Annotated in this window: 24 protein-coding genes; 8 read left to right on the top strand and 16 right to left on the bottom strand. The window is 69.5% G+C overall.

Annotated features, from left to right (window positions below):
• Positions 1–99 precede the first annotated feature (99 nt).
• Complete coding sequence (locus tag FPT20_RS08245; RefSeq protein WP_158864290.1) at positions 100–1,047, top strand: patatin-like phospholipase family protein; 948 nt, start codon at positions 100–102, stop codon at positions 1,045–1,047.
• A 4-nt stretch (positions 1,048–1,051) separates the two neighbouring features.
• Here FPT20_RS08245 and FPT20_RS08250 read toward each other — a convergent pair whose 3' ends face one another.
• The 6 genes from FPT20_RS08250 to sufB all read right to left on the bottom strand — a co-directional run bounded on the left by FPT20_RS08250 (position 1,052) and on the right by sufB (position 6,829).
• The gene (locus FPT20_RS08250) at positions 1,052–2,650 is read right to left on the bottom strand and encodes an ABC-F family ATP-binding cassette domain-containing protein (protein ID WP_158864292.1); all 1,599 of its coding nucleotides are present in this window, start codon (positions 2,648–2,650) and stop codon (positions 1,052–1,054) included.
• An 88-nt stretch (positions 2,651–2,738) separates the two neighbouring features.
• On the bottom strand, positions 2,739–3,068 hold the full coding sequence (locus FPT20_RS08255; RefSeq protein ID WP_055893974.1) for a metal-sulfur cluster assembly factor: 330 nt from the start codon (positions 3,066–3,068) through the stop codon (positions 2,739–2,741).
• A gap of 9 nt (positions 3,069–3,077) precedes the next feature.
• Complete coding sequence (sufC, locus tag FPT20_RS08260) at positions 3,078–3,872, bottom strand: Fe-S cluster assembly ATPase SufC (RefSeq protein ID WP_158864294.1); 795 nt, start codon at positions 3,870–3,872, stop codon at positions 3,078–3,080.
• A gap of 2 nt (positions 3,873–3,874) precedes the next feature.
• Positions 3,875–4,204, bottom strand: coding sequence for a non-heme iron oxygenase ferredoxin subunit (locus FPT20_RS08265; protein WP_158864296.1), 330 nt, complete (start codon positions 4,202–4,204; stop codon positions 3,875–3,877).
• A complete protein-coding gene (gene sufD, locus FPT20_RS08270; protein WP_158864298.1) occupies positions 4,204–5,409 on the bottom strand; it encodes a Fe-S cluster assembly protein SufD in 1,206 nt (401 codons plus the stop codon). The genes FPT20_RS08265 and sufD overlap by 1 nt, the downstream gene beginning before the upstream one ends.
• 1 nt (position 5,410) lies before the next feature.
• Complete coding sequence (gene sufB, locus FPT20_RS08275) at positions 5,411–6,829, bottom strand: Fe-S cluster assembly protein SufB (protein ID WP_158864300.1); 1,419 nt, start codon at positions 6,827–6,829, stop codon at positions 5,411–5,413.
• Between the two features lie 315 nt (positions 6,830–7,144).
• Between sufB and FPT20_RS08280 the strand changes: the two genes are divergently transcribed.
• Positions 7,145–8,086, top strand: coding sequence for a COX15/CtaA family protein (locus FPT20_RS08280; protein WP_158864302.1), 942 nt, complete (start codon positions 7,145–7,147; stop codon positions 8,084–8,086).
• Positions 8,087–8,092: 6 nt separating this feature from the next.
• On the opposite strand, the gene FPT20_RS08285 is transcribed toward FPT20_RS08280, so the two are convergent.
• On the bottom strand, positions 8,093–8,635 hold the full coding sequence (locus FPT20_RS08285; RefSeq protein WP_158864304.1) for a GNAT family N-acetyltransferase: 543 nt from the start codon (positions 8,633–8,635) through the stop codon (positions 8,093–8,095).
• A gap of 43 nt (positions 8,636–8,678) precedes the next feature.
• On the bottom strand, positions 8,679–9,599 hold the full coding sequence (locus FPT20_RS08290; RefSeq protein ID WP_158864306.1) for a heme o synthase: 921 nt from the start codon (positions 9,597–9,599) through the stop codon (positions 8,679–8,681).
• Positions 9,600–9,936: 337 nt separating this feature from the next.
• On the opposite strand from FPT20_RS08290, the gene tkt reads away from it, so the two are divergent.
• From tkt to pgl, 6 genes are read left to right on the top strand one after another with little or no spacing between them, the layout of a single operon-like run.
• Positions 9,937–12,030 (top strand): transketolase, encoded by a 2,094-nt coding sequence (tkt, locus tag FPT20_RS08295; RefSeq protein WP_158864308.1) that lies wholly within the window; start codon positions 9,937–9,939, stop codon positions 12,028–12,030.
• A gap of 29 nt (positions 12,031–12,059) precedes the next feature.
• The gene (gene tal, locus FPT20_RS08300; RefSeq protein WP_158864310.1) at positions 12,060–13,190 is read left to right on the top strand and encodes a transaldolase; all 1,131 of its coding nucleotides are present in this window, start codon (positions 12,060–12,062) and stop codon (positions 13,188–13,190) included.
• Positions 13,187–14,797, top strand: a complete 1,611-nt coding sequence (locus tag FPT20_RS08305; protein ID WP_158864313.1) for a glucose-6-phosphate isomerase — start codon at positions 13,187–13,189, stop codon at positions 14,795–14,797. The genes tal and FPT20_RS08305 overlap by 4 nt, the downstream gene beginning before the upstream one ends.
• Positions 14,798–14,825: 28 nt before the next feature.
• A complete protein-coding gene (gene zwf, locus FPT20_RS08310; protein ID WP_158864315.1) occupies positions 14,826–16,367 on the top strand; it encodes a glucose-6-phosphate dehydrogenase in 1,542 nt (513 codons plus the stop codon).
• On the top strand, positions 16,364–17,326 hold the full coding sequence (locus tag FPT20_RS08315) for a glucose-6-phosphate dehydrogenase assembly protein OpcA (RefSeq protein ID WP_158864317.1): 963 nt from the start codon (positions 16,364–16,366) through the stop codon (positions 17,324–17,326). The genes zwf and FPT20_RS08315 overlap by 4 nt, the downstream gene beginning before the upstream one ends.
• Positions 17,323–18,093: a 6-phosphogluconolactonase gene (pgl, locus tag FPT20_RS08320; RefSeq protein WP_158864319.1), complete on the top strand. Its 771-nt coding sequence runs from the start codon at positions 17,323–17,325 to the stop codon at positions 18,091–18,093. Before FPT20_RS08315 ends, pgl begins: the two co-directional genes overlap by 4 nt.
• 27 nt (positions 18,094–18,120) lie before the next feature.
• Here the strand turns inward: pgl and FPT20_RS08325 are convergent, their stop codons facing one another.
• The 8 genes from FPT20_RS08325 to whiA form a co-directional block, all read right to left on the bottom strand.
• Positions 18,121–18,549 carry a hypothetical protein gene (locus FPT20_RS08325; protein WP_158864321.1) on the bottom strand — a complete coding sequence of 143 codons (429 nt, stop codon included), beginning with the start codon at positions 18,547–18,549 and terminating at the stop codon, positions 18,121–18,123.
• Between the two features lie 106 nt (positions 18,550–18,655).
• A complete protein-coding gene (locus tag FPT20_RS08330; RefSeq protein WP_158864323.1) occupies positions 18,656–19,021 on the bottom strand; it encodes an RNA polymerase-binding protein RbpA in 366 nt (121 codons plus the stop codon).
• Between the two features lie 24 nt (positions 19,022–19,045).
• Complete coding sequence (secG, locus tag FPT20_RS08335; protein ID WP_018191139.1) at positions 19,046–19,291, bottom strand: preprotein translocase subunit SecG; 246 nt, start codon at positions 19,289–19,291, stop codon at positions 19,046–19,048.
• Positions 19,292–19,385: 94 nt separating this feature from the next.
• On the bottom strand, positions 19,386–20,189 hold the full coding sequence (tpiA, locus tag FPT20_RS08340) for a triose-phosphate isomerase (RefSeq protein ID WP_199245721.1): 804 nt from the start codon (positions 20,187–20,189) through the stop codon (positions 19,386–19,388).
• Positions 20,177–21,394, bottom strand: a complete 1,218-nt coding sequence (locus FPT20_RS08345) for a phosphoglycerate kinase (RefSeq protein ID WP_158864325.1) — start codon at positions 21,392–21,394, stop codon at positions 20,177–20,179. Before FPT20_RS08345 ends, tpiA begins: the two co-directional genes overlap by 13 nt.
• A gap of 15 nt (positions 21,395–21,409) precedes the next feature.
• Positions 21,410–22,414, bottom strand: coding sequence for a type I glyceraldehyde-3-phosphate dehydrogenase (gene gap / locus FPT20_RS08350; RefSeq protein WP_158864327.1), 1,005 nt, complete (start codon positions 22,412–22,414; stop codon positions 21,410–21,412).
• A gap of 98 nt (positions 22,415–22,512) precedes the next feature.
• Positions 22,513–23,139 (bottom strand): superoxide dismutase, encoded by a 627-nt coding sequence (locus FPT20_RS08355; RefSeq protein WP_158864329.1) that lies wholly within the window; start codon positions 23,137–23,139, stop codon positions 22,513–22,515.
• A gap of 107 nt (positions 23,140–23,246) precedes the next feature.
• Positions 23,247–24,227, bottom strand: coding sequence for a DNA-binding protein WhiA (gene whiA / locus FPT20_RS08360; RefSeq protein WP_158864331.1), 981 nt, complete (start codon positions 24,225–24,227; stop codon positions 23,247–23,249).
• Positions 24,228–24,238: the final 11 nt, after the last annotated feature.

Here is a 24,238-nt window from a genome sequence, read left to right on the forward strand (position 1 = left end):
TACGCAATGACAGCAGTGGGCGCTCCCTCTCGTCCACGATCGCGCGACTGACCTCGTCGCCACCGGAGCGCCGCCCTCCTCGTAGAAACGGCGACTCCCATGAACTCCCCCACCTCTTCACCGCATTCCGACCCGGCGCACACGCGAACGGGGTCCACCGCACGGCCCGCTGAACGGGCACTCGTCCTCGGCGGAGGCGGCTCCACCGGCAACGCGTGGCTGATCGGCGTGGTCGCCGGCCTCGCCCAAGGCGGCCTCGACGTCACAGCCGCCGAGTTGACCGTCGGGACATCTGCGGGGGCCACCGCAGCCGCACAGCTGGCGGGCGCGTCTCCCGCAGGCCTTTACCGAGCGTCCCTGGTCGCTCCCCCGCCGCGACCCGCTCCCCCGTCGAACTCCGGAGGCGCGTCGCCCGCGAGGCCCGCGGTCACCGGCGTGCACCGCGTGCAGAGCATCATCGATTCCGCACACGACATGGACGACATGCGCCGGCGCATGAGCGCCTCCGCACTCGAATTGGACGCCGAGTCCGACGGCTCCTGGTCGGAGCGGTGGCGGGCCATCGCCGCCGGGCGCCTCCCGGGCCGCGACTGGCCCGAGAGACGCGTGCTGATCACCGCGGTCGATGCGCGCACCTCCCTCCCGGTCGTGTTCGACAGGGACAGCGGCATCGACATCGCCGACGCGGTCGCGGCCAGCACGTCGAGCGGGCTCCCCCTCCGGCTGGGCGACGACCGTTACATCGACGGCGGCTTCCGGATCAATGCGGAGAACGCGGACCTCGCCGCGGGCGCCGGCCGGGTGCTCGTGCTGTCGCCGCTCGGCGGACGTTCGCTGACTCCGGAGCGGTGGGGCGTGCACCTCTCGACGCAGCTCGACACCGTGCGGGCCTCCGGCAGCGACGTCCGCCTCGTCTCACCGACGGCGGAGGCCGAGCCGCTGTTCGGCGTCAACGGCATGGACCTGTCCCTGCGCCCGGCCGCCGCCCGCGCGGGCTTCGAGCAGGGGCTGGACCTCGCGCCGGCTCTCACACCGTTCTGGAGCTGAACGCCTAGGCGAGGGAGATCAGGTCGAGGTAGTCCTTGTTCCAGTGGTCCTCGACCCCGTCGGGGAGGATGAGGACGCGCTCGGGATTGAGCGCCTCGACCGCTCCCTCGTCGTGGCTAACGAGCACGACCGCTCCCTCGTAGTGCGCGAGAGCGTCCAGGATCTCCTCGCGGCTCGCCGGGTCGAGGTTGTTCGTCGGCTCGTCGAGCAGCAGCACGTTGGCACCCGACACGACGATCATGGCCAGCGCGAGGCGCGTCTTCTCGCCACCGGAGAGGACACCGGCCGGCTTGTGGGCGTCGTCTCCGGTGAAGAGGAACGAGCCCAGGACCTTACGCGCCTCGGTCTCGGTCAGCGACGGCGACGACGACACCATGTTCTGCAGGACGGTGCGCTCCACGTCGATGGTCTCGTGCTCCTGCGCGTAGTAGCCGATCCGGAGCCCGTGGCCCGGCTCGACCGCGCCGGTGTCCGGCTTGTCGACACCGGCGAGCATGCGCAGGAGCGTCGTCTTGCCGGCACCGTTTAGGCCGAGCACCACCACTTTCGATCCGCGGTCGATCGCGAGATCCACCGCCGTGAAGATCTCGAGCGAGCCGTAGCTCTTCGACAGATCCGACGCCTGGAGGGGCGTCTTGCCGCACGGTGCGGGCGTCGGGAAGCGGAGCTTCGCGACCCGATCGACCTGGCGGACGTCCTCGAGCCCGGCGAGCAGCTTCTCCGCCCGCGCCACCATCTGGTGCGCGGCGGCCGCCTTCGTCGCCTTCGCGCCGAACTTCGCCGCTTGGAGCTGGAGCGCGCTCGCCTTCTTCTCGGCGTTCACCCGCTCCTTCTTCCGGCGCTCCTCATCGGCGGCGCGCTGGCGCTGGTAGTTCTTCCAGCCCATGTTGTAGATGTCGATGACCTGACGGTTGGCGTCGAGATAGAAGACGCGGTTGACCGTCTCGCCGACGAGCTCCACGTCGTGGGAGATCACGATGAAGCCACCGGTGTAGCTCTTGAGGAAGTCTCGCAGCCACACGACCGAGTCGGCGTCCAAGTGGTTGGTCGGCTCGTCGAGGATCATGGTGCGGGCATCGGAGAAGAGGATGCGCGCGAGCTCGATGCGACGCCGCTGGCCACCCGAGAGCGTCTTCAGCGGCTGATCGAGGATGCGGTCCGGGAGGTTCAGATTGGAGGCGATGGAGGCCGCCTCGGCCTCGGCCGCGTAGCCCCCCAGCAGGTGGAAGCGCTCCTCCAGCCGGCCGTACTTCTTCATGGCGGCTTCCGAAACAGTGCTGTCCGTGCTCGCCATGTCGAGCGTCGCCTGCTGCATGCCGAGCACGATCGAGCCGAGGCCCCGGGCGTCGAGGATGCGCGTGCGCGCCAGGTCGTCGAGGTTGCCGGACCGGGGGTCCTGAGGGAGGTACCCGAGCTCGCCCGAGCGTTCGACCTTGCCGGCGGTCGGCAGGAGGTCGCCGGCGAGCACCTTCGTGAGGGTGGTCTTGCCGGCGCCGTTGCGGCCGACGAGTCCGATCTTGTCGCCGTCGGCCACGCGGAAGCTGACGTCCTCCATCAGAAGGCGGGCGCCCACGCGCAGTTCGAGGTCGTGCACGGCGAGCACAGTGAGGGTCCTTACGTTCGGTGGTCGTGCGGAGGTCCCGGCACGCTCGTGCCGGGACCTCTTCGTCAGTGCTGTCGGTGGGCGACGGTCAGATCGCGAAGCCGAGGGCGCGCATCATGTCGCGGCCGTCGTCGGTGATCCGCTCCGGACCCCACGGCGGCATCCACACCCAGTTGATGCGGAATGCCTCGACGATGCCGTCGAGCGACTCGGCGGTCTGCTCCTCGAGCACGTCCGTGAGCGGGCAGCCGGCGCTGGTCAGCGTCATCGAGATGATCAGGGCGTTGTTCTCGTCGTCCCAGGCCAGGTCGTAGATGAGACCCAGGTCGACGACATTGATCCCGAGCTCGGGATCCATGACGTTCTTGAGCGCCTCCTCGACCTGGTCGAAGAGCGCGGGGCTCAGCGTGGCGGGCATGTCAGGATTCTACGCTTCGGCCAGCTCGACCGCGTCGGCCTTGGCGGGCTCGGGGGCGTCGACGAAGCGGTCGTAGCCCTCCTCCTCGAGGCGGTCGGCCAGCTCGGGGCCGCCCTCCTCGGCGACGCGGCCGGCCACGAAGACGTGGACGAAGTCCGGCTTGATGTACCGGAGGATCCGCGTGTAGTGCGTGATCAGGAGGATGCCGAGGCCGGTGGTCTCCTTGGCGCGGTTCACACCCTCCGAGACGACCTTCAACGCGTCGACGTCGAGCCCGGAGTCCGTCTCGTCGAGCACGGCGAACTTCGGCTTGAGCAGCTCGAGCTGCAGGATCTCGTTGCGCTTCTTCTCGCCTCCCGAGAACCCCTCGTTGACGTTGCGCTCGGCGAAGGAGGAGTCCATGCGGAGCCGGCCCATGGTCTCGCGGACGTCCTTCACCCAGGTGCGGATGGCCGGCGCCTGGCCGTCGATCGCCGTCTTCGCGGTGCGGAGGAAGTTCGTGTTCGTCACGCCGGGGATCTCGACGGGGTACTGCATCGCGAGGAACAGCCCGGCACGAGCCCGCTCGTCGACGGTCATCGCGAGGACGTCCTCGCCGTCGAGGGTGATGCTCCCCTGCGTGACGGTGTACTTCGGGTGGCCGGCGATCGTGTAGGCGAGCGTCGACTTGCCCGAGCCGTTGGGGCCCATGATCGCGTGGATCTCGCCCTCGCGGATGGTGAGGTCGACCCCGTTGAGGATGGGCTTCGTGCCCTGGTCGGTCTCGACGGTGACGTGCAGGTCGCGGATCTCGAGGACTGACATGCTTACTGGATCTCTTTCGTTGCGTGCGGGTCGATGTAGACGTCTCCGTCGATGATCTCGACCGTGAAGACGGGGACCGGCTCGTAGGCCGGGAGGTTGAGGGGCTTGCCGGTGACGAGCGAGAACTGCGACCCGTGGGCCCAGCACTCCAGGGTCTCGTCCTCGACGAAGCCCTCGGAGAGCGAGATCTCGCCGTGCGTGCAGGTGTCGCCGATGGCGTGGATGTCGCCCGCGGAGTCTTTGACGACGGCGATGGGGACGCCGTCGAGGACCACTCGCTTGGCCTGGTTCTCGACGAGCTCGTCGACGGCGACGGCGCGCTGGCCGGCCATCAGGCCTCCGCCCCGGCGTCGGCCTGCGCAACCGGGGAGCTGTCGAGCTCCGCCTCGATCTTGGCCTGGAGACGCTCCTGGAGCGACGGCGAGCCGATCTGCTGGACGATTTCGGACAGGAAGCCACGGACGACGAGGCGCCGCGCCTCCTGCTCGGGGATGCCGCGGGACTGCAGGTAGAACAACTGCTCGTCGTCGAAGCGGCCCGTCGCGCTCGCGTGCCCGGCGCCCACGATGTCGCCGGTCTCGATCTCGAGGTTCGGGACGGAGTCGGCGCGCGCGCCGTCCGTGAGGACCAGGTTGCGGTTCTGCTCGTACGTGTCGGTGCCGACCGCCTTCGGGCCGATCAGCACGTCGCCGATCCACACGGTGCGGGCTCCGTGCCCCTGCAGGGCGCCCTTGTAGGTGACGCGGCTGCGGGTCTCGGGACCGTCGTGATGCACATAGACCTGCTGCTCGAGGTGCTGGGACGCGTCGGCGAAGTAGGCGCCGAGGAGCTCGGCGTCGGACCGGGCGCCGGCGAGGTGGGCCGACGGGTTCAGGCGCACCACGCCTCCGCCGAGGGTCACCGCCACGTGCTTGAGGTGGGCGCCATCGGCGAGCTCGGCGAAGTGGGCGGCGACGTGGAGTGCGTCGTCGTCCCACTCCTGCAGCGTGACCACGGTCAGCCGGGCACCCTCGCCGAGGAGGAACTCCACGTTCTCGGACAGGTGCGCCGCCCCCCTGTTCTGGAGGATCAGCGTCGCCTCTGCCGCCGGGGCGACGTCGACGACGGTATGGGCGCCCCTGGGTGCTGCGCCCAGGGCGCTCCGGCTCAGCGTGATCTCGCGGTGATCGCCCTCGACGGCCTCGATCCGGACCAGCAGAGCCTGCTCGAAGGCCGACCACGCGTTCGCGGAGGCGCGGTCCTCGGGCTTGCCTGCGGCACCGATCCGGCGGTCGTCGCGCTCGATCCATGCGGTGCTCACGCCGGGTGCCGCGGTGACGTCGTAGACGTACGGCGAGCCGTCGAGATCGCCCGAGGTGAGCTCGGCGATGCGGGCCACCGGCGTGTACTTCCACATCGCCTCGCGGCCGGTGACGGCCGGGAAGTCGGCGACCTCAGTGGAGGTGAACCGCTCGGAGCGGGTCTGCACCGGCACGGGCGCGCGCAAGTGCGTCGCCGGCGCGTCGGGGGTCTGCGTCGGGGTGGGTGCGGTCGTCATATCAGCCGACAGAGCCTTCCATGCCCATCTCGATGAGCTTGTTGAGTTCGAGTGCGTATTCCATCGGGAGCTCGCGAGCGATCGGCTCGATGAAGCCGCGGACGATCATCGCCATGGCCTCGTCCTCCGGGAGCCCCCGGGACATCAGGTAGAACAGCTGCTCCTCGCTCACGCGCGAGACGGTCGCCTCGTGGCCGAGCTGCACGTCGTCGACCCGGATGTCGATCGCCGGGTACGTGTCGGAGCGCGAGATGGTGTCGACCAGCAGGGCGTCGCACCGGACGGTGTTCGCCGCGTGGTGCGCGTTCGCGTCGACACGGACCTCGCCGCGGTAGCCGGCCCGGCCGCCGCCGCGGGCGATCGACTTCGAGACGATCGAGGACTGCGTGTACGGCGCCATGTGGATCATCTTCGCGCCGGCGTCCTGGTGCTGGCCCGGCCCGGCGAAGGCGACCGAGAGGGTCTCGCCCTTGGCGTGCTCACCCATCAGGTAGATGGAGGGGTACTTCATCGTCACCTTGGAGCCGATGTTGCCGTCGATCCACTCCATCGTCGCGCCCTCGGCGGCGGTCGCCCGCTTGGTGACGAGGTTGTAGACGTTGTTCGACCAGTTCTGGATGGTCGTGTAGCGGACGCGGGCGTTCTTCTTCACGATGATCTCGACCACCGCGGAGTGCAGCGAGTCGGACTTGTAGATCGGCGCGGTGCAGCCCTCGATGTAGTGGACGTAGCTGCCCTCGTCGGCGATGATCAGCGTCCGCTCGAACTGGCCCATGTTCTCGGTGTTGATGCGGAAGTAGGCCTGGAGCGGGATCTCCACGTGGACGCCCTTCGGCACGTAGACGAACGACCCGCCCGACCACACAGCCGTGTTCAGCGCGGCGAACTTGTTGTCGCCTGCGGGGATCACCGTGCCGAAGTACTCCTCGAAGATCTCCGGGTGCTCGCGGAGGGCGGTGTCCGTGTCGAGGAAGATGACGCCCTGCTGCTCGAGGTCCTCGCGGATCTGGTGGTAGACCACCTCGGACTCGTACTGCGCGGCGACGCCGGCGACGAGGCGCTGGCGCTCCGCCTCCGGGATGCCGAGCTTCTCGTAGGTGTTCCGGATGTCCTCCGGAAGGTCCTCCCAGCTCTGCGCCTGCTTCTCGGTGGAGCGGACGAAGTACTTGATGTTGTCGAAGTCGATCTCCGACAGGTCGGCGCCCCAGGTGGGCATCGGCTTGCGCTCGAACAGCTGGAGCGCCTTGAGCCGGCGCTGCAGCATCCACTCGGGCTCGTTCTTGAGGGCCGAGATGTCTTTCACCACCCCGGGACCCAGCCCACGACGCGCGGAGGCACCCGCCGCATCGGAGTCGGCCCAGCCGAACTCGTACTGCCCCAGTGAGGCGAGTTCCGGCCGGTCGATCAGGATGTCTGACATATCTACCTCGTCTTCCTTCCACTCGTAACCGGATATCAGTCCGGCTCATTCCCCTCCGCCGCCGGGGGTGGCGACGGAGCGTCCTGATTGCGCGGGTGGCTGGTGTGCGTACCTAAACTGTTCGAGGACACGGGCGACGCTGCCCCGGCTTGCACGGCTGCCGCCGCTCTCTCGAGCGGGGAGGAGGCCGTGCCGGCACGCGCAGGATCGCGCGTTTCTCGAACCCATCGATTCTACAGGTGCAGGACGGTAAAAGTAGAGGAGCGGCTGCGCGTTGGCCGTGTATCCCCCACCCCCGAACGAGGAACCACACCCATGAAGCGAATCATCGCCTGGCTGCCCACCCGCGTCGCTACGCCGCTGCGGGCGATCGCCTGGGTGTACCTGGTGGGCCAGATCGTCCTCGTCGGCACGGGAGGTGCGGTCCGCCTGACCTCCAGCGGGCTCGGCTGCCCGACCTGGCCGAAGTGCACGGACGCCTCTCTCGTGAACACGCCCGAGATGGGCATCCACGGCGTCATCGAGTTCGGCAACCGCGTGCTCAGCGCCCTCCTCGCCGTCGTCGCGGTCATCGCCTTCCTGATGGTCGTGCGGATGTACCGCTCCCGCAGGGACCTCTTCTGGCTCGCGCTCGGCGCGGGGCTCGCCATCCCGGCGCAGGCCGTGCTCGGCGGGATCAGCGTCCTGACCGGGCTGAACCCCTACGTCGTCGGCCTGCACTTCGTCGTGTCCATCGCGCTGGTGGCGGTCTGCACGGCCTTCCTCGTCCGCGTCTACGCCGTGCCGGGTCCGCGGGTGCGGGCGGTGCCCGGCTGGTTCGCGGGCATCGCGCACCTGACCAGCGCCTTCGTGGCTCTCACCGTGCTCATGGGCATCCTCACCACGGGGTCCGGCCCGCACGCCGGCGACAGCGGGGCGAAGCGCAACGGGCTGAACCCCGAGATCCTCCAGCACGTCCACGCGGTGCCCGCGTACGTGACGTTCGCGCTGACCCTCGTCCTGGTCGCCGGCTCGTTCCGGCTGCGCACGACCCCGGTTCACCGCTACGCGCTCTGGCTCCTCGCGGTCGAGGTCGCCCAGATCGCCGTGGGACTGATCCAGGCGAACACCGGGCTCCCGGGCATCCTCGTCGGCATCCACATGGTCCTCGCCGCGACTCTCGCCGCCGTCATGACGGCCGTCGTGCTGGCGCTCAAGGCCCCGGTCGCCGCGCTCGAGCCGAGCGACGCCACCCCCGCCGAGGCCCTCCGGGCCTGACCACGCTCACACCGCCGGCAGCGCCCGCGTCAGGGTACCGATGACGGCCGGGCGTTGCTCGCCGCGGAACTCCACCGACCGGGGGCGGTCGTCGAACGCGAACCCGACGGCCTCTGCCAGGCGCCTGCTCCTGTCGTTCCCGGCGAGACATTCCCAGCGCAACTGCTCGAAGCCCGGGCCTGCGGGCGAGAACGCGTAGCGGCACACCGCGGCCACCGCCTCCCGCATGTACCCGTGCCCGCGCGAGCCCGGAGCCAGCCAGCACCCGAACGACCCGGACCGCGCGGCGTCGTCGCGCCGGAGCTCGACCGCCCCCAGGAGGGTCGGCGTGCCGCGCAGGCGGACGGCCCACACCGTGTAGCGGCCGCTGGTCTCGCCGTGCAGGCCGTAGCTGCGGACGAAGAACTCCGCGTCCTCCCGCGTGAACGGCGACGGGAGCGGCACCCAGCGCAGGATCTCCGGGTCGCGGCAGATGGCGAGCACCGCGTCGGCGTCCTCCTCGCGCGGCGCGTCGAGCACGAGGCGCTCCGTCAGCAGCCGCGGCGTCATGCGCCCATGGTAGGGGCTGCGTGTCGCAGAGCGCGTCCGGGCGTCAGAACGGGAGGAGCGGGTCGATCGCGACCGCGAGGAAGATGAGCGTGAGGTAGGCGATCGAGCCGTGGAACACGCGCATCGGCGACACAGACTCGTGACGGATCGCGAGGTTGTAGAGGCGGTGCGACTCGTAGATGAACCAGCCGCCAGCGACCAGCGACACCGCCGTGTACAGCAGCCCCATGTGGCCGACGGGGATCAGCAGGAGCGAGCAGGCGACCATCGCCCAGGCGTACAGGATCACCTGCAGGCCGACCGCCTGACGGCCTCGGACGACGGCGAGCATCGGGACGCCGGCGTCGCGGTAATCGGCCCGGTATTTCATCGACAGCGGCCAGTAGTGCGGCGGCGTCCAGAGGAAGATGATGCCGAACAGGATGAGCGGCGCCCAGTCGAGCGACCCCGTCACCGCGGCCCAGCCGATCAGGACCGGCATGCAGCCGGCGATGCCGCCCCAGACGATGTTCTGCGGGGTCCGGCGCTTGAGGATGAGCGTGTAGAAGACGACGTAGAGCAGGATGGCGAGCACCGAGAGGCCCGCCGCGAGCCAGTTGGTGAACACGCCGAGCACGAGGACCGACGCGACGCCGAGGGCCCACGCGAAGACGAGCGCCTCGCGGTCGCTGAGCTCGCCGGTGACCAGCGGGCGGTTCTTGGTACGCCTCATCACACGGTCGATGTCGCGGTCGATGTAGCAGTTGAACGCCCCCGCGGAGCCCGCCGACATGTAGCCCCCCACCACCGTCGCGAGCACGAGCCACAGGTTCGGGATGCCGCGGGCGGCGAGGATCATCGTCGGCACCGTGGTCACGAGCAGCAGTTCGACGACGCGGGGCTTGGTGAGGGCGACGTACGCCTTCACCTTGCGGGCGGCGCCGATGCGGCTCGGTCCGACACGGCTCTCTACGGCGACGTCCATTGCTCCTCGGCTGTTGTCCTGTCCATGTGCTGCGCGACCGCGGAGCGGCCCGGCGACGGCGCCCGCGCACCGCGGGCGACCCTCCGACAGTCTACGTCACATGCGGGGCGCTACCCCGGGTCGCTGTGTTACACAACCGTCTGGGGGAACACCCCACGTTTCGTGCGTGTTACCTATACTTGGAGGTGCTCGCCAGCCGGAGCCCCCGAAACCCGCGACTGTTCGCCGACCGTCACGGTCGGATTCCGGCGCCGATGACGTCCACGGCGCGCACTACCTCAACCGGTGCGGGTTCCACAGACGGCCCTCACCATCTCTACGAAGGGTCAGTTTTCACGTGGCAGCACTGCAGTGGGATCCCATTGACAACAAGGCGGTAGACACGGTCCGCGTTCTCGCGGCCGACGCGGTGGAGAAGGTGGGCAACGGGCATCCCGGCACCGCCATGAGCCTCGCCCCCGCCGCCTACCTGCTCTTCCAGAAGGTGATGCGCCGCGACCCTCGCGACCAGCACTGGATCGGCCGCGACCGTTTCGTCCTCTCCGCCGGCCACAGCTCGCTGACGCAGTACATCCAGCTCTACCTGGGCGGCTACGGCCTCGAGCTCGACGACCTCAAGGCCCTCCGCACGTGGGGCTCCCTCACACCCGGCCACCCGGAGTACGGACACACCGACGGAGTGGAGATCACGACCGGCCCGCTCGGTCAGGGCATCTCCTCTGCCGTCGGTTTCGCTTATGCGCAGCGTTTCGAGCGCGGCCTGTTCGATCCGGACGCCGCCCCCGGCGCCAGCCCCTTCGACCACTTCACCTACGTGATCGCCTCCGACGGCGACCTGGAGGAGGGCATCAGCTCCGAGGCCTCCAGCCTCGCGGGGCACCAGGAGCTCGGGAACCTGATCGCGATCTACGACGCGAACCAGATCTCCATCGAGGACGACACCGACATCGCGTTCACCGAGGACGTCCGCGCGCGCTACGAGGCCTACCACTGGCACGTCCAGGTCGTCGACTGGAAGAAGACCGGCGTCTACAAGGAGGACGTCGAGGAGCTCTACGAGGCGATCCAGAACGCCCAGGCCGTCAGCGACAAGCCGTCGCTGATCATCCTCAAGACGATCATCGGCTGGCCGTCGCCCAAGAAGCAGAACACGGGCAAGATCCACGGCTCGGCCCTGGGTGCCGACGAGCTGCGCGCGGTGAAGGAGGTGCTCGGCTTCGACCCCGACAAGACCTTCGAGGTCGCCGACGAGGTCCTCGAGCACACCCGGAAGGCCGTCGAGCGCGGCGCCGAGCAGCGGGCCGAGTGGCAGAAGGGCTTCGACGCCTGGGCGGAGGCCAACCCGGAGCGCAAGCAGCTTCTGGACCGCCTCCTGTCGGGAGCCGTTCCCGAGGGCCTCGAGGAGGCCCTCCCGGTCTTCGAGCCCGGCAAGGACGTCTCCACCCGCGCTGCGAGCGGAAAGGTGATCAACGCGATCGCCGGCGTGATGCCCGAGCTCTGGGGCGGTTCCGCCGACCTCGCCGAGTCGAACAACACGACCATCGAGGGCGCGCCCTCGTTCGTCCCGACCGAGCGCTCCACGCACGAGTGGAGCGGCAACCCCTACGGCCGGGTTCTCCACTTCGGCATCCGAGAGCACGCGATGGCGGCGATCCTGAACGGCATCGTGCTGCACGGCCCGACGCGGCCGTTCGGCGGCACGTTCCTCATCTTCAGCGACTACCAGCGCCCGGCGCTGCGTCTCGCCGCTCTGATGCAGGTGCCGTCGATCTTCGTCTGGACCCACGACTCGGTCGCCCTCGGCGAGGACGGCCCCACCCACCAGCCGATAGAGCAGCTCTCGACCCTGCGCGCGATCCCCCAGTTCGACGTCGTCCGCCCGGGCGACGCGAACGAGGTGGCCTGGGCCTGGAAGACGATCCTCGAGCGCCGCAAGGGCCCCGCGGGCATCGCGCTGACGCGCCAGAACATCCCGGTCTTCGAGCGCGGAGAGGGGGACGCCGAGGGCGACACCCTCGCCTCCGCGAAGAACGTCGCCAAGGGCGCCTACATCCTGGCCGAGGCGCCGGGAGGCACGCCCGACGTGATCCTCATCGCCACCGGTTCCGAGGTGCAGATCGCCCTCGAGGCCCGCGAGGTCCTCCGCGGCGAGGGCATCAATGCCCGGGTCGTCTCGGCCCCGAGCCTCGAATGGTTCGCCGAGCAGTCCGCCGAGTACCGGGAGTCCGTGCTCCCGGCCGCGATCAAGGCCCGGGTCTCGATCGAGGCCGGCCTCGCTCTGGCCTGGGACAAGATCGTCGGCGACCACGGCCGGAGCGTCTCGATCGAGCACTTCGGCGCCTCGGCCGACTACAAGACGCTGTTCCGCGAGTTCGGCATCACGACCGAGCACGCCGTCGCCGCCGCGAAAGAATCGCTCGCGTCGCTCTGAGCGCGGGCAGAAGGAAGAGAAGAAGAACAATGACCGACGCAACTTCCACGACCGCAAGCCCGACGGCGGCGCTGTCCGCCGCCGGCGTCAGCATCTGGCTCGACGACCTGTCGCGTGAGCGCATCACCTCCGGCGGCCTCCAGAAGCTCATCGCCGAGAAGAACGTGGTCGGCGTGACGACCAACCCGACGATCTTCGCGGCCGCGCTCTCCAAGGGCGAGGCCTACGACGCCCAGGTCCGCGAACTCGCCGCCCGGGGCCTCTCCGTGGACGACGCGATCTTCGAGATCACTACCGATGACGTCGCCAACGCGAGCGACGTCTTCCACGAGGTGTTCGAGCGCTCGAACGGCGTCGACGGCCGCGTTTCCATCGAGGTGGAGCCGGGCCTCGCACACGACGCCAAGGCGACGATCGAGGCCGCCAAGAAGCTGTCGGCGAAGATCGACAAGCAGAACGTGATGATCAAGATCCCGGCGACGGTCGAGGGCCTCGAGGCCATCACCGAGACCATCGCCGCCGGGATCAGCGTCAACGTGACCCTGATCTTCAGCCTCGACCGCTACCGCCAGGTCATCGACGCCTACCTCACCGGCCTCGAGAAGGCGCGGGAGGCGGGCATCGACCTGTCCGGCATCCACTCCGTCGCCTCCTTCTTCGTCTCCCGAGTCGACACCGAGGTGGACAAGCGCCTCTCGGCGGTCGGCGGCGAGGAGGCCGAGTCGTTGAAGAGCAAGGCCGGCATCGCCAACGCCCGCCTCGCCTACGAGGTCTACGAGCAGGCCTTCGCCGACGAGCGCGCCAAGAAGCTGGTCGAGGCGGGTGCCAACGAGCAGCGTCCGCTCTGGGCGTCCACCGGCGTCAAGGACCCGAGCCTCCCGGACACCCTCTACGTCGAGGCGCTCGTCGCCCCGAACGTCGTCAACACGATGCCCGAGAAGACGCTCGACGCGACCTTCGACCACGGCACCATCACCGGCGACACGGTGACGGGCGCCTACGCCGAGTCCAAGGAGGTGCTCGACCGCCTCGCCGCGCTCGGCATCAGCTACGACGACGTGACCGAGACCCTCGAGCGCGAGGGCGTCGAGAAGTTCGTCGTCTCCTGGGGCGAGCTCGTCGAGACCGTGAAGACCGCCCTCGAGGGAGCCGCCAAGTGACCTTCCGCATCCACGTCACGGGCGCGGCCGCTGAGGCGGTCCGCACCGTCGTGCCGCAGCTGGTCGCCGACAAGGTGGCCTCCGGGATCACCGCGCAGGATCCGGCCCTCTGGGGACCGGCCGCCGAGGCCGAGGCGTCGAAGCGCCTCGGCTGGACCGAGGCGGTCGCGATCTCGCGCCCGCTGGTCGCCGAGATCGTCGCCCTGCGCGACGAGCTCCGCTCGCAGGGCGTCCACCACATCGTCCTCGGGGGGATGGGAGGGTCCTCCCTGGCCCCCGAGGTGATCTCGCGCACCGCCGAGGCCGAGCTGACCGTGCTCGACTCGACCGAGCCGGGCCAGGTGCTGTCGGCCCTCCGGGACCGTCTCGAGGCCACCGCCGTCGTCATCTCGTCGAAGTCGGGTTCCACCCTCGAGACCGACAGCCAGCGCCGCGTGTACGAGAAGTGGTTCCAGGACGCCGGCATCGACCCGCGCGGCCGGATCGTGGTCGTCACGGACCCGGGCTCGCCGCTCGACCAGTCCGCCCGCGAGGCGGGCTACCGGGTGTTCAACGCCGACCCGAACGTCGGCGGCCGCTACTCGGCCCTCACCGCGTTCGGGCTGGTCCCCTCGGGACTCGCGGGTGTCGACCTCACGGAGCTGCTCGATGAGGCCGACGCGACGCTCGTCGAGCTCGCCGTGGACAACGAGCAGAACCCGGGCCTCGTGCTCGGCGCCGCGATCGCGGGCACGAACCCGCTGAAGGACAAGCTCGGGATCGTCGCCGACGGCACCCACATCGTCGGGTTCGCCGACTGGGCCGAGCAGCTGATCGCCGAGTCCACGGGCAAGGAGGGAACGGGACTCCTGCCCGTCGTCCTGGACAAGCTCGCGCCAGAGCTCGAGCTCAAGCCGGCCGACCTCCAGGTCGTGCGGCTCGTCTCCAACGCGGAGGCGCACCACCTGTTCCCCGCCGACCGCCACGAGGGCGAGATCCTCGTCTCGGGCAGCCTCGGCGCACAGCTCATCGTCTGGGAGTACGCCACCGCGGTCGCCGGCCGACTGCTCGGCATCAACCCGTTCGACCAGCCCGACGTCGAGGCCGCCAAGGTCGCCGCGCGCTCGCTGCTCGACAACCGGCCCGAGCCGGCCGCCCCCGCGTTCACCGCCGGAGGCGTGGAGGTGCGCACCACAGGCTCCTTCCTCGGCGACGCCACCACGCTCGACGCCGCCGTGGACGCCCTCCTCGCGCAGCTGGGACCGGACGGATACGTCTCGGTGCAGGCCTACGTGGACCGGATCGCGCTGCCCCAGCTCGCCGGCATCCGGGACCTCCTCGCCGCGAAGGCGAAGCGTCCGGTCACGTTCGGCTGGGGCCCGCGGTTCCTGCACTCCACCGGTCAGTTCCACAAGGGCGGCCCGGCGGTCGGCGTGTTCCTCCAGATCACGCAGGCCCCCGTGGAGGACCTCGAGATCCCCGGACGGCCGTTCACGTTCGGCCAGCTCATCCAGGCCCAGGCCGCCGGCGATGCCAGCGTTCTCGGCGAGCACGGCCGTCCCGTGCTGACCCTGACCCTCGCGAACCCCGAGGCCGACGTGGTCTCGCTGTTCGAGGCCGTGAACTGAGGCCGTGGATTCTAAAGAAAGTAGGGCGATGTCCCCGGTGGAAATCACCCCGGAGTTCAACCCGCTGCGGTTGCCCTCCGACCGACGGCTCAACCGGATCGCGGGGCCGAGCAGTCTGATCATCTTCGGCGTGACGGGAGACCTGTCGCGCAAGAAGCTGATGCCGGCCGTGTACGACCTCGCGAACCGGGGCCTCCTGCCGCCCGGGTTCTCCCTCGTCGGGTTCGCCCGGCGCGACTGGGAGGACCAGGACTTCGAGAAGGTCGTCTACGACGCCGTGAAGCAGTACGCGCGCACCCCCTTCGACGACGCCGTGTGGCAGCAGCTCGCCCAGGGCATCCGGTTCGTGCCCGGCGAGTTCGACGACGACGCGGCCTTCCAGCGCCTCAAGGAGACCGTCGAGGCGCTGGACGCGGAGCGCGGCACGATGGGCAATCACGCCTTCTACCTGTCGATCCCGCCGAAGGCGTTCCCGATCGTCACCGAGCAGCTCCGGAAGTCGGGCCTCGCCGATCAGAGCGGCACCGGGTGGCGGCGTGTCGTCATCGAGAAGCCGTTCGGGCACGACCTGCAGTCGGCTCGCGAGCTGAACAAGGTGGTCGAGACGGTCTTCCCGCCGGACTCGGTGTTCCGCATCGACCACTACCTCGGCAAGGAGACCGTCCAGAACATCCTGGCGCTCCGCTTCGCGAACGAGCTGTACGAGCCGATCTGGAACGCCAACTACGTCGACCACGTGCAGATCACGATGGCCGAGGACATCGGCGTCGGCGGCCGGGCCGGCTACTACGACGGCATCGGCGCGGCGCGCGACGTCATCCAGAACCACCTCCTGCAGCTGCTCGCGCTGACGGCCATGGAGGAGCCCATCTCCTTCGACGCCGCAGACCTGCGCGCCGAGAAGGAGAAGGTGCTCGCCGCGGTCCGCCTCCCGCAGGACCTCGCCACCTCCACCGCCCGGGGCCAGTACTCGAACGGCTGGCAGGGCGGCGAGAAGGTCGTCGGCTTCCTCCAGGAGGACGGGATGAACCCCGAGTCGACGACCGAGACCTATGCCGCGATCAAGCTCGGCATCGGCACCCGGCGCTGGGCGGGCGTGCCCTTCTACCTCCGGGCCGGCAAGCGCCTCGGGCGTCGCGTGACCGAGATCGCCGTGGTCTTCAAGCGGGCGCCGCAGCAGCTCTTCGCCGAGTCGCAGACGAGCGCGCTCGGTCAGAACGCGCTCGTCATCCGGGTCCAGCCGGACGAGGGCGTGACGATCCGGTTCGGATCGAAGGTGCCGGGCGCCGGCATGCAGGTGCGCGATGTGAGCATGGACTTCGGCTACGGCCACGCCTTCACCGAGGCGAGCCCCGAGGCCTACGAGCGCCTCATCCTCGATGTCCTTCTCGGCGACCCGCCGCTCTTCCCCCGTCATGAGGAGGTCGAGCTCTCCTGGAAGATCCTCGACCCGATCGAGAAGTTCTGGGCGACGCAGGGTCAGCCCGAGCAGTACCGCCCCGGAACCTGGGGCCCGAAGTCGGCCGACGAGCTCCTCGCCCGTGACGGCCGCGTTTGGAGGCGTCCATGATCGTCGATCTTCCCGCGACGACCGTCAGCAACATCTCGAAGGCGCTCGTCAAGATCCGCGAGGAGGGCGGCGCCGTCGCCCTCGGCCGCGTCCTGACGCTCGTCATCGCGACGCACCTCGGTCAGGAGGAGGAGGCCATCGAGGCCGCCAACGACGCCTCCCGCGAGCACCCGATGCGCGTCATCGTGGTCTCGACGGAGGAGGAGCGCAGCCACAACGGCGACGGCCGCCTCGACGCGCAGATCCGCGTCGGCGGCGACGCCGGCGCCAGCGAGGTCATCGTCCTGCGCGCCTACGGTGAGACGGCGAGCGACGAGGAGGGCCTCGTCACCGGGCTGCTCCTCCCGGACGCGCCCGTCGTGGTCTGGTGGCCGGGCATCGCACCGGCCAAGGTGTCGCATTCGCCGCTCGGCCGGATCGCGACGCGACGGATCACCGACGCCTCCGCGCAGCCGAACCCGCAGGAGGCGCTCTTCCACCTCTCCGAGACGTACGCGCCGGGCGACACCGACTTCGCATGGACGCGCCTGACGCTCTGGCGGGCGCAGCTCGCCGCCGTGCTGGATCAGCCGCCCTACGAGCCGATCACCTCCGTCGAGGTGGCCGGGGCCGCCGACTCCCCGTCGACGCTCCTGCTCGCCGCGTGGCTGCGCAAGCAGCTCCAGGTCCCGGTGCAGTACGACCTCGCCTCGCGCGCGATCGGCTCCGGCGGGATCCACGGCGTCCGGATGGAGCGCGCCTCGGGGACGATCGAACTCGAGCGCGAGATCCCCAATGTGGCCAAGCTGTCGCAGCCGGGTCAGCCCTCCCACGACCTCTCGCTCCCCCGCCGCAGCCTCCGCGATTGCCTCGCCGAGGAATTGCGTAGGCTGGACCCGGACGACCTGTACGGTGAGGTCATCACAGAGGGCCTGGCACTCCTGCAGGCCGCCGACGAAGGAGCGGGCGCGACAGCATGACGAACGAACGGCGGGTGCTGGTCCACCCCGACAGGGAGGCGCTGGCCGCCTCGGTGGCGGCCCGGTTCCTCACCAAGACGATCGACATCCTCGACGACCAGGGCCACGCCGACATCGCTCTCACCGGCGGCGGCATGGGGGATGCGGTCCTCCAGGCCGTCAACGCCTCACCCGCCCGCGACACCATCGACTGGACCCGGGTCCACTTCTGGTGGGGCGACGAGCGCTTCGTCGAGCGTGCAAGTGAAGACAGGAACGAACGTCAAGCACACGCCGCTCTGCTGGACCACATCGCCGTGCCGCCGGAGAACCTCCACCCCTTCCCCGCGTCGGATGAGATCGCCGACATCGACGAGGCCGCGCGGGTCTACGCGTCCGAGCTCGAGGCGTTCGCCGCCGACGGTCAGCTGTTCCCGAAGTTCGACATCACCTTCCTCGGTGTCGGGCCTGACGGTCACATCGCGTCGCTCTTCCCGGACCGGCCCGGAATCCGGGAGACGGAGGCGACGGTCATCGCTGAGCGCAACTCGCCCAAGCCTCCCCCGCAGCGCCTGAGCCTCACCCGTCCGGTGATCAATGCGTCGGACCGCATCTGGCTCGTCCTCTCGGGCACGGATAAGGCGAGTGCTCTCGGGCTGGCCCTCGCTGGGGCCAGCTACACCGAGGTCCCGGTGGCTGGAGCCAAGGGCCGCAAGCGCACCGTGTTCTTCGTCGACAAGGACGCCGCGGTCGACGTGCCCGAGAATCTCATCGCGCCGAGCTACTGAGCAGTCCGTCCGGGCTCGCAGAGGTATTCAGGCCGCTGCCCGCAGGCGGTCGCGCAGGACCTGCAGCCGCGCGGCGGGCGCGCCCGTGAGCGGCGCATCGCTGCGGATCGTGAGACGATTGCGCCGGCGGAGCTCGAAGGGTGCGTCCATCGCGTGGGTCAGCAGGTGCAGGTAGAACGCCAGGAGGCGCGAGCACTCGTCGCGGATCTCCTCGTTGCGACCCGCCAGGTCGAGGTCTTCGATCCACCGTCCGAGCTGCGCGAAGCGGAGACGGAGCCGGAGCCCCGACCTCGCGACGGCCGCACTGACCCGCTCCCCGTCGCTGCACTCGGCCAGCAGCCGGTCGGCGGCCGTCGCTGCGATCACGGCCTCGTCGAGCACAGCCTGCAGCGTGAGCGTGTCGACCAGACGACCGGTCGCACCGACAGGATCGGAACGCTCCCCGGGTTTCTGCATCGCGCGTACCTCCTAGCGCCGAGTGTAGGCCGGGCCGGGCCACGACACCAGAAACGACGAGACCGCCCGCTCACGCGGACGGTCTCGACGGACTGGCGGGTCTCGCCTAGTTGCTGGTCGGCTTGCCCCGGCGGGCGCGGAGCTGGTTGAGGGCGTCCTCCAGCAGCTGCTCGGCCTCCTCCTCGGAGCGACGTTCCTTCACGTAGGCGAGGTGCGTCTTGTACGGCTCGGTCTTGGCGACCTCCGGAGGGTTCTCCTTGTCGCGGCCTGCGGGCAGGCCGGTCGACGGGGAGTCGATCACATCCGGGATCTCCTCCTCGGGGAGGTTCGCTGCGAAGTACCGGACGGTCTCGTTGCCGAGAGCGTCCCAGTACGAGACGGCGATGCGGTCCGCGTGGAAACCGCGGTCCTGCTCCCCCATCGGGCCCGCGCCGACGCGCGAGCCACGGATTGCACTTCCTCCGGAAGCCATGCTTCTCCTCTGGTGAGATGAGCGCTATGCGCTGAATTTGGTGATGAGGCCGAGGACCACGATGCACGTGATCCAGATCAGGCCGAGAATCACCGTGATGCGGTTCAGGTTCCGTTCCGCGACCCCCGATGCGCCCAGGTTGGACGTCACGCCGCCGCCGAACATGTCGGACAGACCGCCGCCGCGGCCCTTGTGCAGCAGGATGAGCAGGGTCAGCAGGAGGCTGGTGATGCCCAGCAGCACCTGGAGGACGACCTGGAGAATGAGCACGCGGAACCTTTCGAGAACAACCGGGCTTGACCCGGGAAACCAACGACCAGTATAACCGCCGTCCCGCCGTCGGTGCGGATCGGACCTGAACGGCTCAGAGACCGACGTGCTTCTGGTACCGGACGATGGCCGCGAACTCGGCCACATCGAGGCTCGCGCCGCCGACCAGGGCCCCGTCCACGTTCGGCTCGCGCATGAACCCGGCGATGTTGCCCGACTTGACCGAACCGCCGTAGAGGATGCGCGTCTTGGCCGCGACCTCCTCGCCGAGCACCTCGGCGACCACGCCGCGGAGCGCGGCCGCCACCTGCTCGGCCTGTTCCGGCGTTGCAGCCTGGCCGGACCCGATCGCCCACACCGGTTCGTAGGCGACCACGATGTCAGCGGCGGAGTCGACACGCGACAGAGCGGTCCGGAGTTGGGCCACCGGGACCGCACTCGCGCCGTGCTTCTCGAGGTCGTCGGCGGTCTCGCCCACGCAGATGATCGGAGCCACGCCGTGCGCCAGCGCCGCCGCGACCTTGCCGGCGACCTGCTCATCGGTCTCGCCGTGCAACGTCCGCCGCTCCGAGTGGCCGATGATGACGTACCGGCACTCGAGCGCCGCGAGGAACGCCGCGGCGATCTCACCGGTGTACGCGCCCGACTCGTGCTCGGACACATCCTGGCCGCCGAAGGCGAGCGGCAGCTTGTCGGCTGCCACGAGCGTCTGAACGCTCCGCAGGTCGGTGAACGGCGGGAACACCGCGACCTCGACCGCGCTGAAGTCGTGCGACGCGTCCTTCAGCGTCCACGCGAGCTTCTGCACGAAGGCGATCGACTGAAGGTGGTCCAGGTTCATCTTCCAGTTGCCGGCGATGAGCGGCACCCGCCGCTGGACCGGGTTCACTGCTGCCATCCGAGGACCTCCAGACCGGGGAGGCGCTTGCCCTCGAGGAACTCGAGGCTCGCACCGCCTCCCGTTGAGATGTGACCGAAGTCGCTGTCGGCGAAGCCGAGGGCGCGCACCGCTGCGGCGGAGTCACCCCCGCCGACGACGCTCAGGCCGTCGACCTCCGTCAGCGCCTGCGCGACAGCCTTCGTGCCGGCGGCGAACGGCGCCAGCTCGAACACGCCCATGGGTCCGTTCCAGAAGACCGTGCGGGCACCGCGGACGTACTCCGCGAACAGCTCGCCCGTCTCGGGGCCGATGTCGAGCCCGAGGCCCTTCTCGCCCCAGTCGGTGTCCTCGATCGCGTCGACGGGTCGCACCACGTGCTCCGCATCCGCGCCGAACTTCGAGGCGACGACGACATCGCGCGGAAGCACGATCTCGACCCCCAGCTCCTCGGCCTTGGCGAGGTAGCCCTTGACGGTTTCGAGCTGGTCGCGCTCGAGCAAGCTCGAGCCGACCTTGTGCCCCTGAGCCGCGAGGAACGTGAACAGCATCCCTCCGCCGATGAGCAGCGAGTCGACCTTCGGCAGCAGGTGACCGATGACGCCGAGCTTGTCGCTCACCTTGGACCCGCCGAGCACGACCGCATACGGGCGCTCGGGATTCTCGGTGAGCCGGTCGAGCACCTCAAGCTCGGCCGCGATCAGGGTGCCGGCGGCGCTCGGGAGGAGCTGTGCCAGCTCGTAGACGCTCGCCTGCTTGCGGTGGACCACCCCGAAGCCGTCCGAGACGAACGCGTCGCCGAACGCGGCGAGCTTCTCGGCGAACGCGCGGCGCTCGCCCTCGTCCTTGCTGGTCTCGCCGGGGTTGAACCGGAGGTTCTCGAGAAGGGCGACGTCGCCGTCGCCCAGACCGGCGACCGTCTCCTCTGCGCCCGAACCGACGGTGTCGTGCGCGAAGGCCACCGGCTTGCCGAGCAGCTCCGAGAGCCGCTGGGCCACCGGTTCGAGGCTGTATTTCGCGTCCGGCGCGCCGTCGGGGCGGCCGAGGTGAGAGACGACCACGACGCGGGCGCCCTGCTGGATCAGGGCGTTGAGCGTGGGAATCGACGCCCGCACACGCCCGTCGTCCGTGATCGTCGAGCCCTCGAGGGGCACGTTCAGATCACAGCGGACGACGACGCGCTTTCCTGCGAGCGAACCGAGTGAGTCGAGTGTGCGGAGCGTCACGTCGGTTCCCTGCCGTCAGAGACGCTCGGCGACGTACTCGGTCAGGTCGACGAGACGGTTGGAGTAGCCCCACTCGTTGTCGTACCAGCTCGAGAGCTTCACCTGGTCGCCGATGACGCGGAGCAGACCGGAGTCGAAGATCGACGAGTGCGGGTCGCTGACGATGTCGGAGGACACGATCTCGTCCTCGGTGTACTTGAGGATGCCCTTGAGCGGGCCCTCGGCGGCCTTCTTGTACGCGGCCTTCACCTCGTCGGCGGTCACCGGGCGCGACGCCGTGACCGTGAGGTCGGTGATGGAGCCGGTGGGGACGGGCACACGGAGGGCGAAGCCGTCGAGCTTGCCCTTGAGCTCCGGGAGCACCAGGCCGATCGCCTTCGCGGCGCCGGTCGAGGTCGGGACGATGTTGATCGCGGCGGCGCGGGCGCGGCGGAGGTCGCTGTGCGGGCCGTCCTGGAGGTTCTGGTCGGCGGTGTAGGCGTGGACCGTCGTCATGAGGCCGCGCTCGATGCCGAACTCGTCGTTGAAGACCTTCGCGAGCGGGGCGAGGCAGTTCGTCGTGCACGACGCGTTGGAGATGATGTTGTGCTTCTCCGGGTCGTAGAGGTGCTCGTTGACGCCGATGACGAACGTCGCGTCCTCGTCGGTCGCGGGAGCCGAGATGATGACCTTCTTCGCGCCGGCCTCGATGTGCTTCTTCGCGTCGACGGCCTTGGTGAAGCGCCCGGTCGACTCGATGACGATGTCGACGCCCAGCTCGCCCCAGCCGAGATTGGCGGGGTCGCGCTCCGCGAGGACCTTGATCGGCTTGCCGTTGACGACGATGTTGTCTCCGTCGAGCTCCACGGTGGCGTCCAGCCGGCCCGTGATCGAGTCGTACTTGAGCAGGTGCGCGAGCGTCTTGTTGTCGGTCAGGTCGTTGACGGCCACGATCTCGAGGTCGCTGCCCTTCGCGAGGGCCGCACGCAGGTAGTTCCGACCAATGCGACCGAACCCGTTGATTCCGATCTTTACGGACACAGATGTCTCCAGTTACTCGATGGGCGCCGTGGCGCTCGTTTGGATTGGTGAAGCGGACGGCGGCGTCCCGGAGGCGGTCCCTCCGGGACGCCATCCGGTTACGACAGTAGCAGCAGACCCGAGGTCTTCTCACGCGCGCGGACGAAGCGGGCGTCGACGTCCGCCCAGTTCGTGATGTTCCAGAACGCCTTGACGTAATCGGCCTTCACATTGACGTAGTCGAGGTAGAAGGCGTGCTCCCACATGTCGAGCATGAGGAGGGGGACGGTCGCCGCGGCGAGGTTGCCCTGGTGGTCGTAGAGCTGCTCGATGATGAGCTTCTGCCCCAGCGAGTCCCACGCGAGGATGGACCAGCCGGATCCCTGGATCCCCAGCGCGGAGGCCGTGAAGTGCGCGCGGAACTTGTCGAACGAGCCGAAGAACTCGTCGATCGCCGCGCCGAGCTCGCCGGCCGGCTTGTCGCCGCCGTCCGGGGAGAGGTTGTTCCAGAACACGGTGTGGTTGACGTGCCCGGCCAGGTTGAAGGCGAGGTCCTTCTCCAGCTTGTTGACGTACGTGAGGTCGCCGGCATCGCGCGCCTCCGCGAGCTTCGCGAGGGCGGTGTTCGCACCGTCGACGTAGGTCTTGTGGTGCTTGTCGTGATGCAGCTCCATGATCCGGCCGCTGATGTTCGGCTCGAGCGCCGAGTAGTCGTAGGGCAGGTCAGGCAGCGTGTAGTCGGCCATTACTCATCTCCACTGTTGTTGTGATTCGCGCGACTCGTCGAGTCCGCTGGAAGCAACCCGATCGGCCGTCGGATGCTTCCGGGCGGCCGTGGGTCCTCGTCCGAAACTTACACCTCGTCCAGGTCGGACGGGAGGTTCGCCTCCGTGCCGGGCACGCCCAGGTCGGCGGCGCGCTTGTCCGCCATCGCCAGGAGCCGCCGGATGCGGCCGGCCACCGCGTCCTTCGTCATGGGCGGGTCGGCGTGGTGGCCGAGCTCGTCGAGGCTGGCATCGCGGTGCGCGAGCCGCAGCTCGCCCGCGTACCGGAGATGCTCCGGGACCTCCGGGCCGAGGATCTCGAGGGCGCGCTCGACCCGGGCGCACGCGGCGACGGCGGCCTGGGCCGACCGTCGGAGGTTCGCGTCGTCGAAGTTGACGAGCCGGTTCGCCGTCGCGCGGACCTCGCGGCGCTGGCGCAGCTCCTCCCAGTTGGCGACGGTCTTCGCGGCACCCATCGCGACGAGCATCGCGCTGATCTGCTCGCCGTCGCGGATGACCACGCGATGGACGCCTCGTACCTCCCGGGCCTTGGCGGCGACGCCGATGCGGCCGGCAGCACCGACGAGGGCCATCGCGGCCTCGTTGCCGGGACAGGTCACCTCCAGCGCGGCCGAGCGGCCGGGGTCGGTGAGCGAGCCGTGCGCGAGGAAGGCGCCGCGCCAGACGGCTGCCAGCTCCTCCCGGGAACCCGTCGTGAGCCGGTTGGGCAGTCCGCGGATCGGACGGCGGCGGGCGTCGAGGAGACCGGTCTGGCGGGCGAGCGTCTCGCCTCCCTCCAGCACGCGGACGAGGTACTGGCTGGTCCGCCGGATACCGGACGCGGAGATCACCGACACCTCGCTGCGGACGCCGTAGAGCTCGGCCAGGTCCTTGCGCACGCGGCGCGCCAGTTCGGGCGTGTCGAGCTCGCTCTCGACGGCGATGCGGCCGCCGATGAGGTGCAGCCCGCCCGAGAAGCGGAGGATGGTCGCGAGCTCCGCGGCGCGGACGGTGGTCTTCCCGACCTGCACCTGGGTCAGCTCGTCTTTGACGTCGGCGGTGAGAGCCAATCGGATTCCTT

Source organism: Leifsonia sp. AG29, assembly GCF_009765225.1.
Classification (GTDB): domain Bacteria; phylum Actinomycetota; class Actinomycetes; order Actinomycetales; family Microbacteriaceae; genus Leifsonia.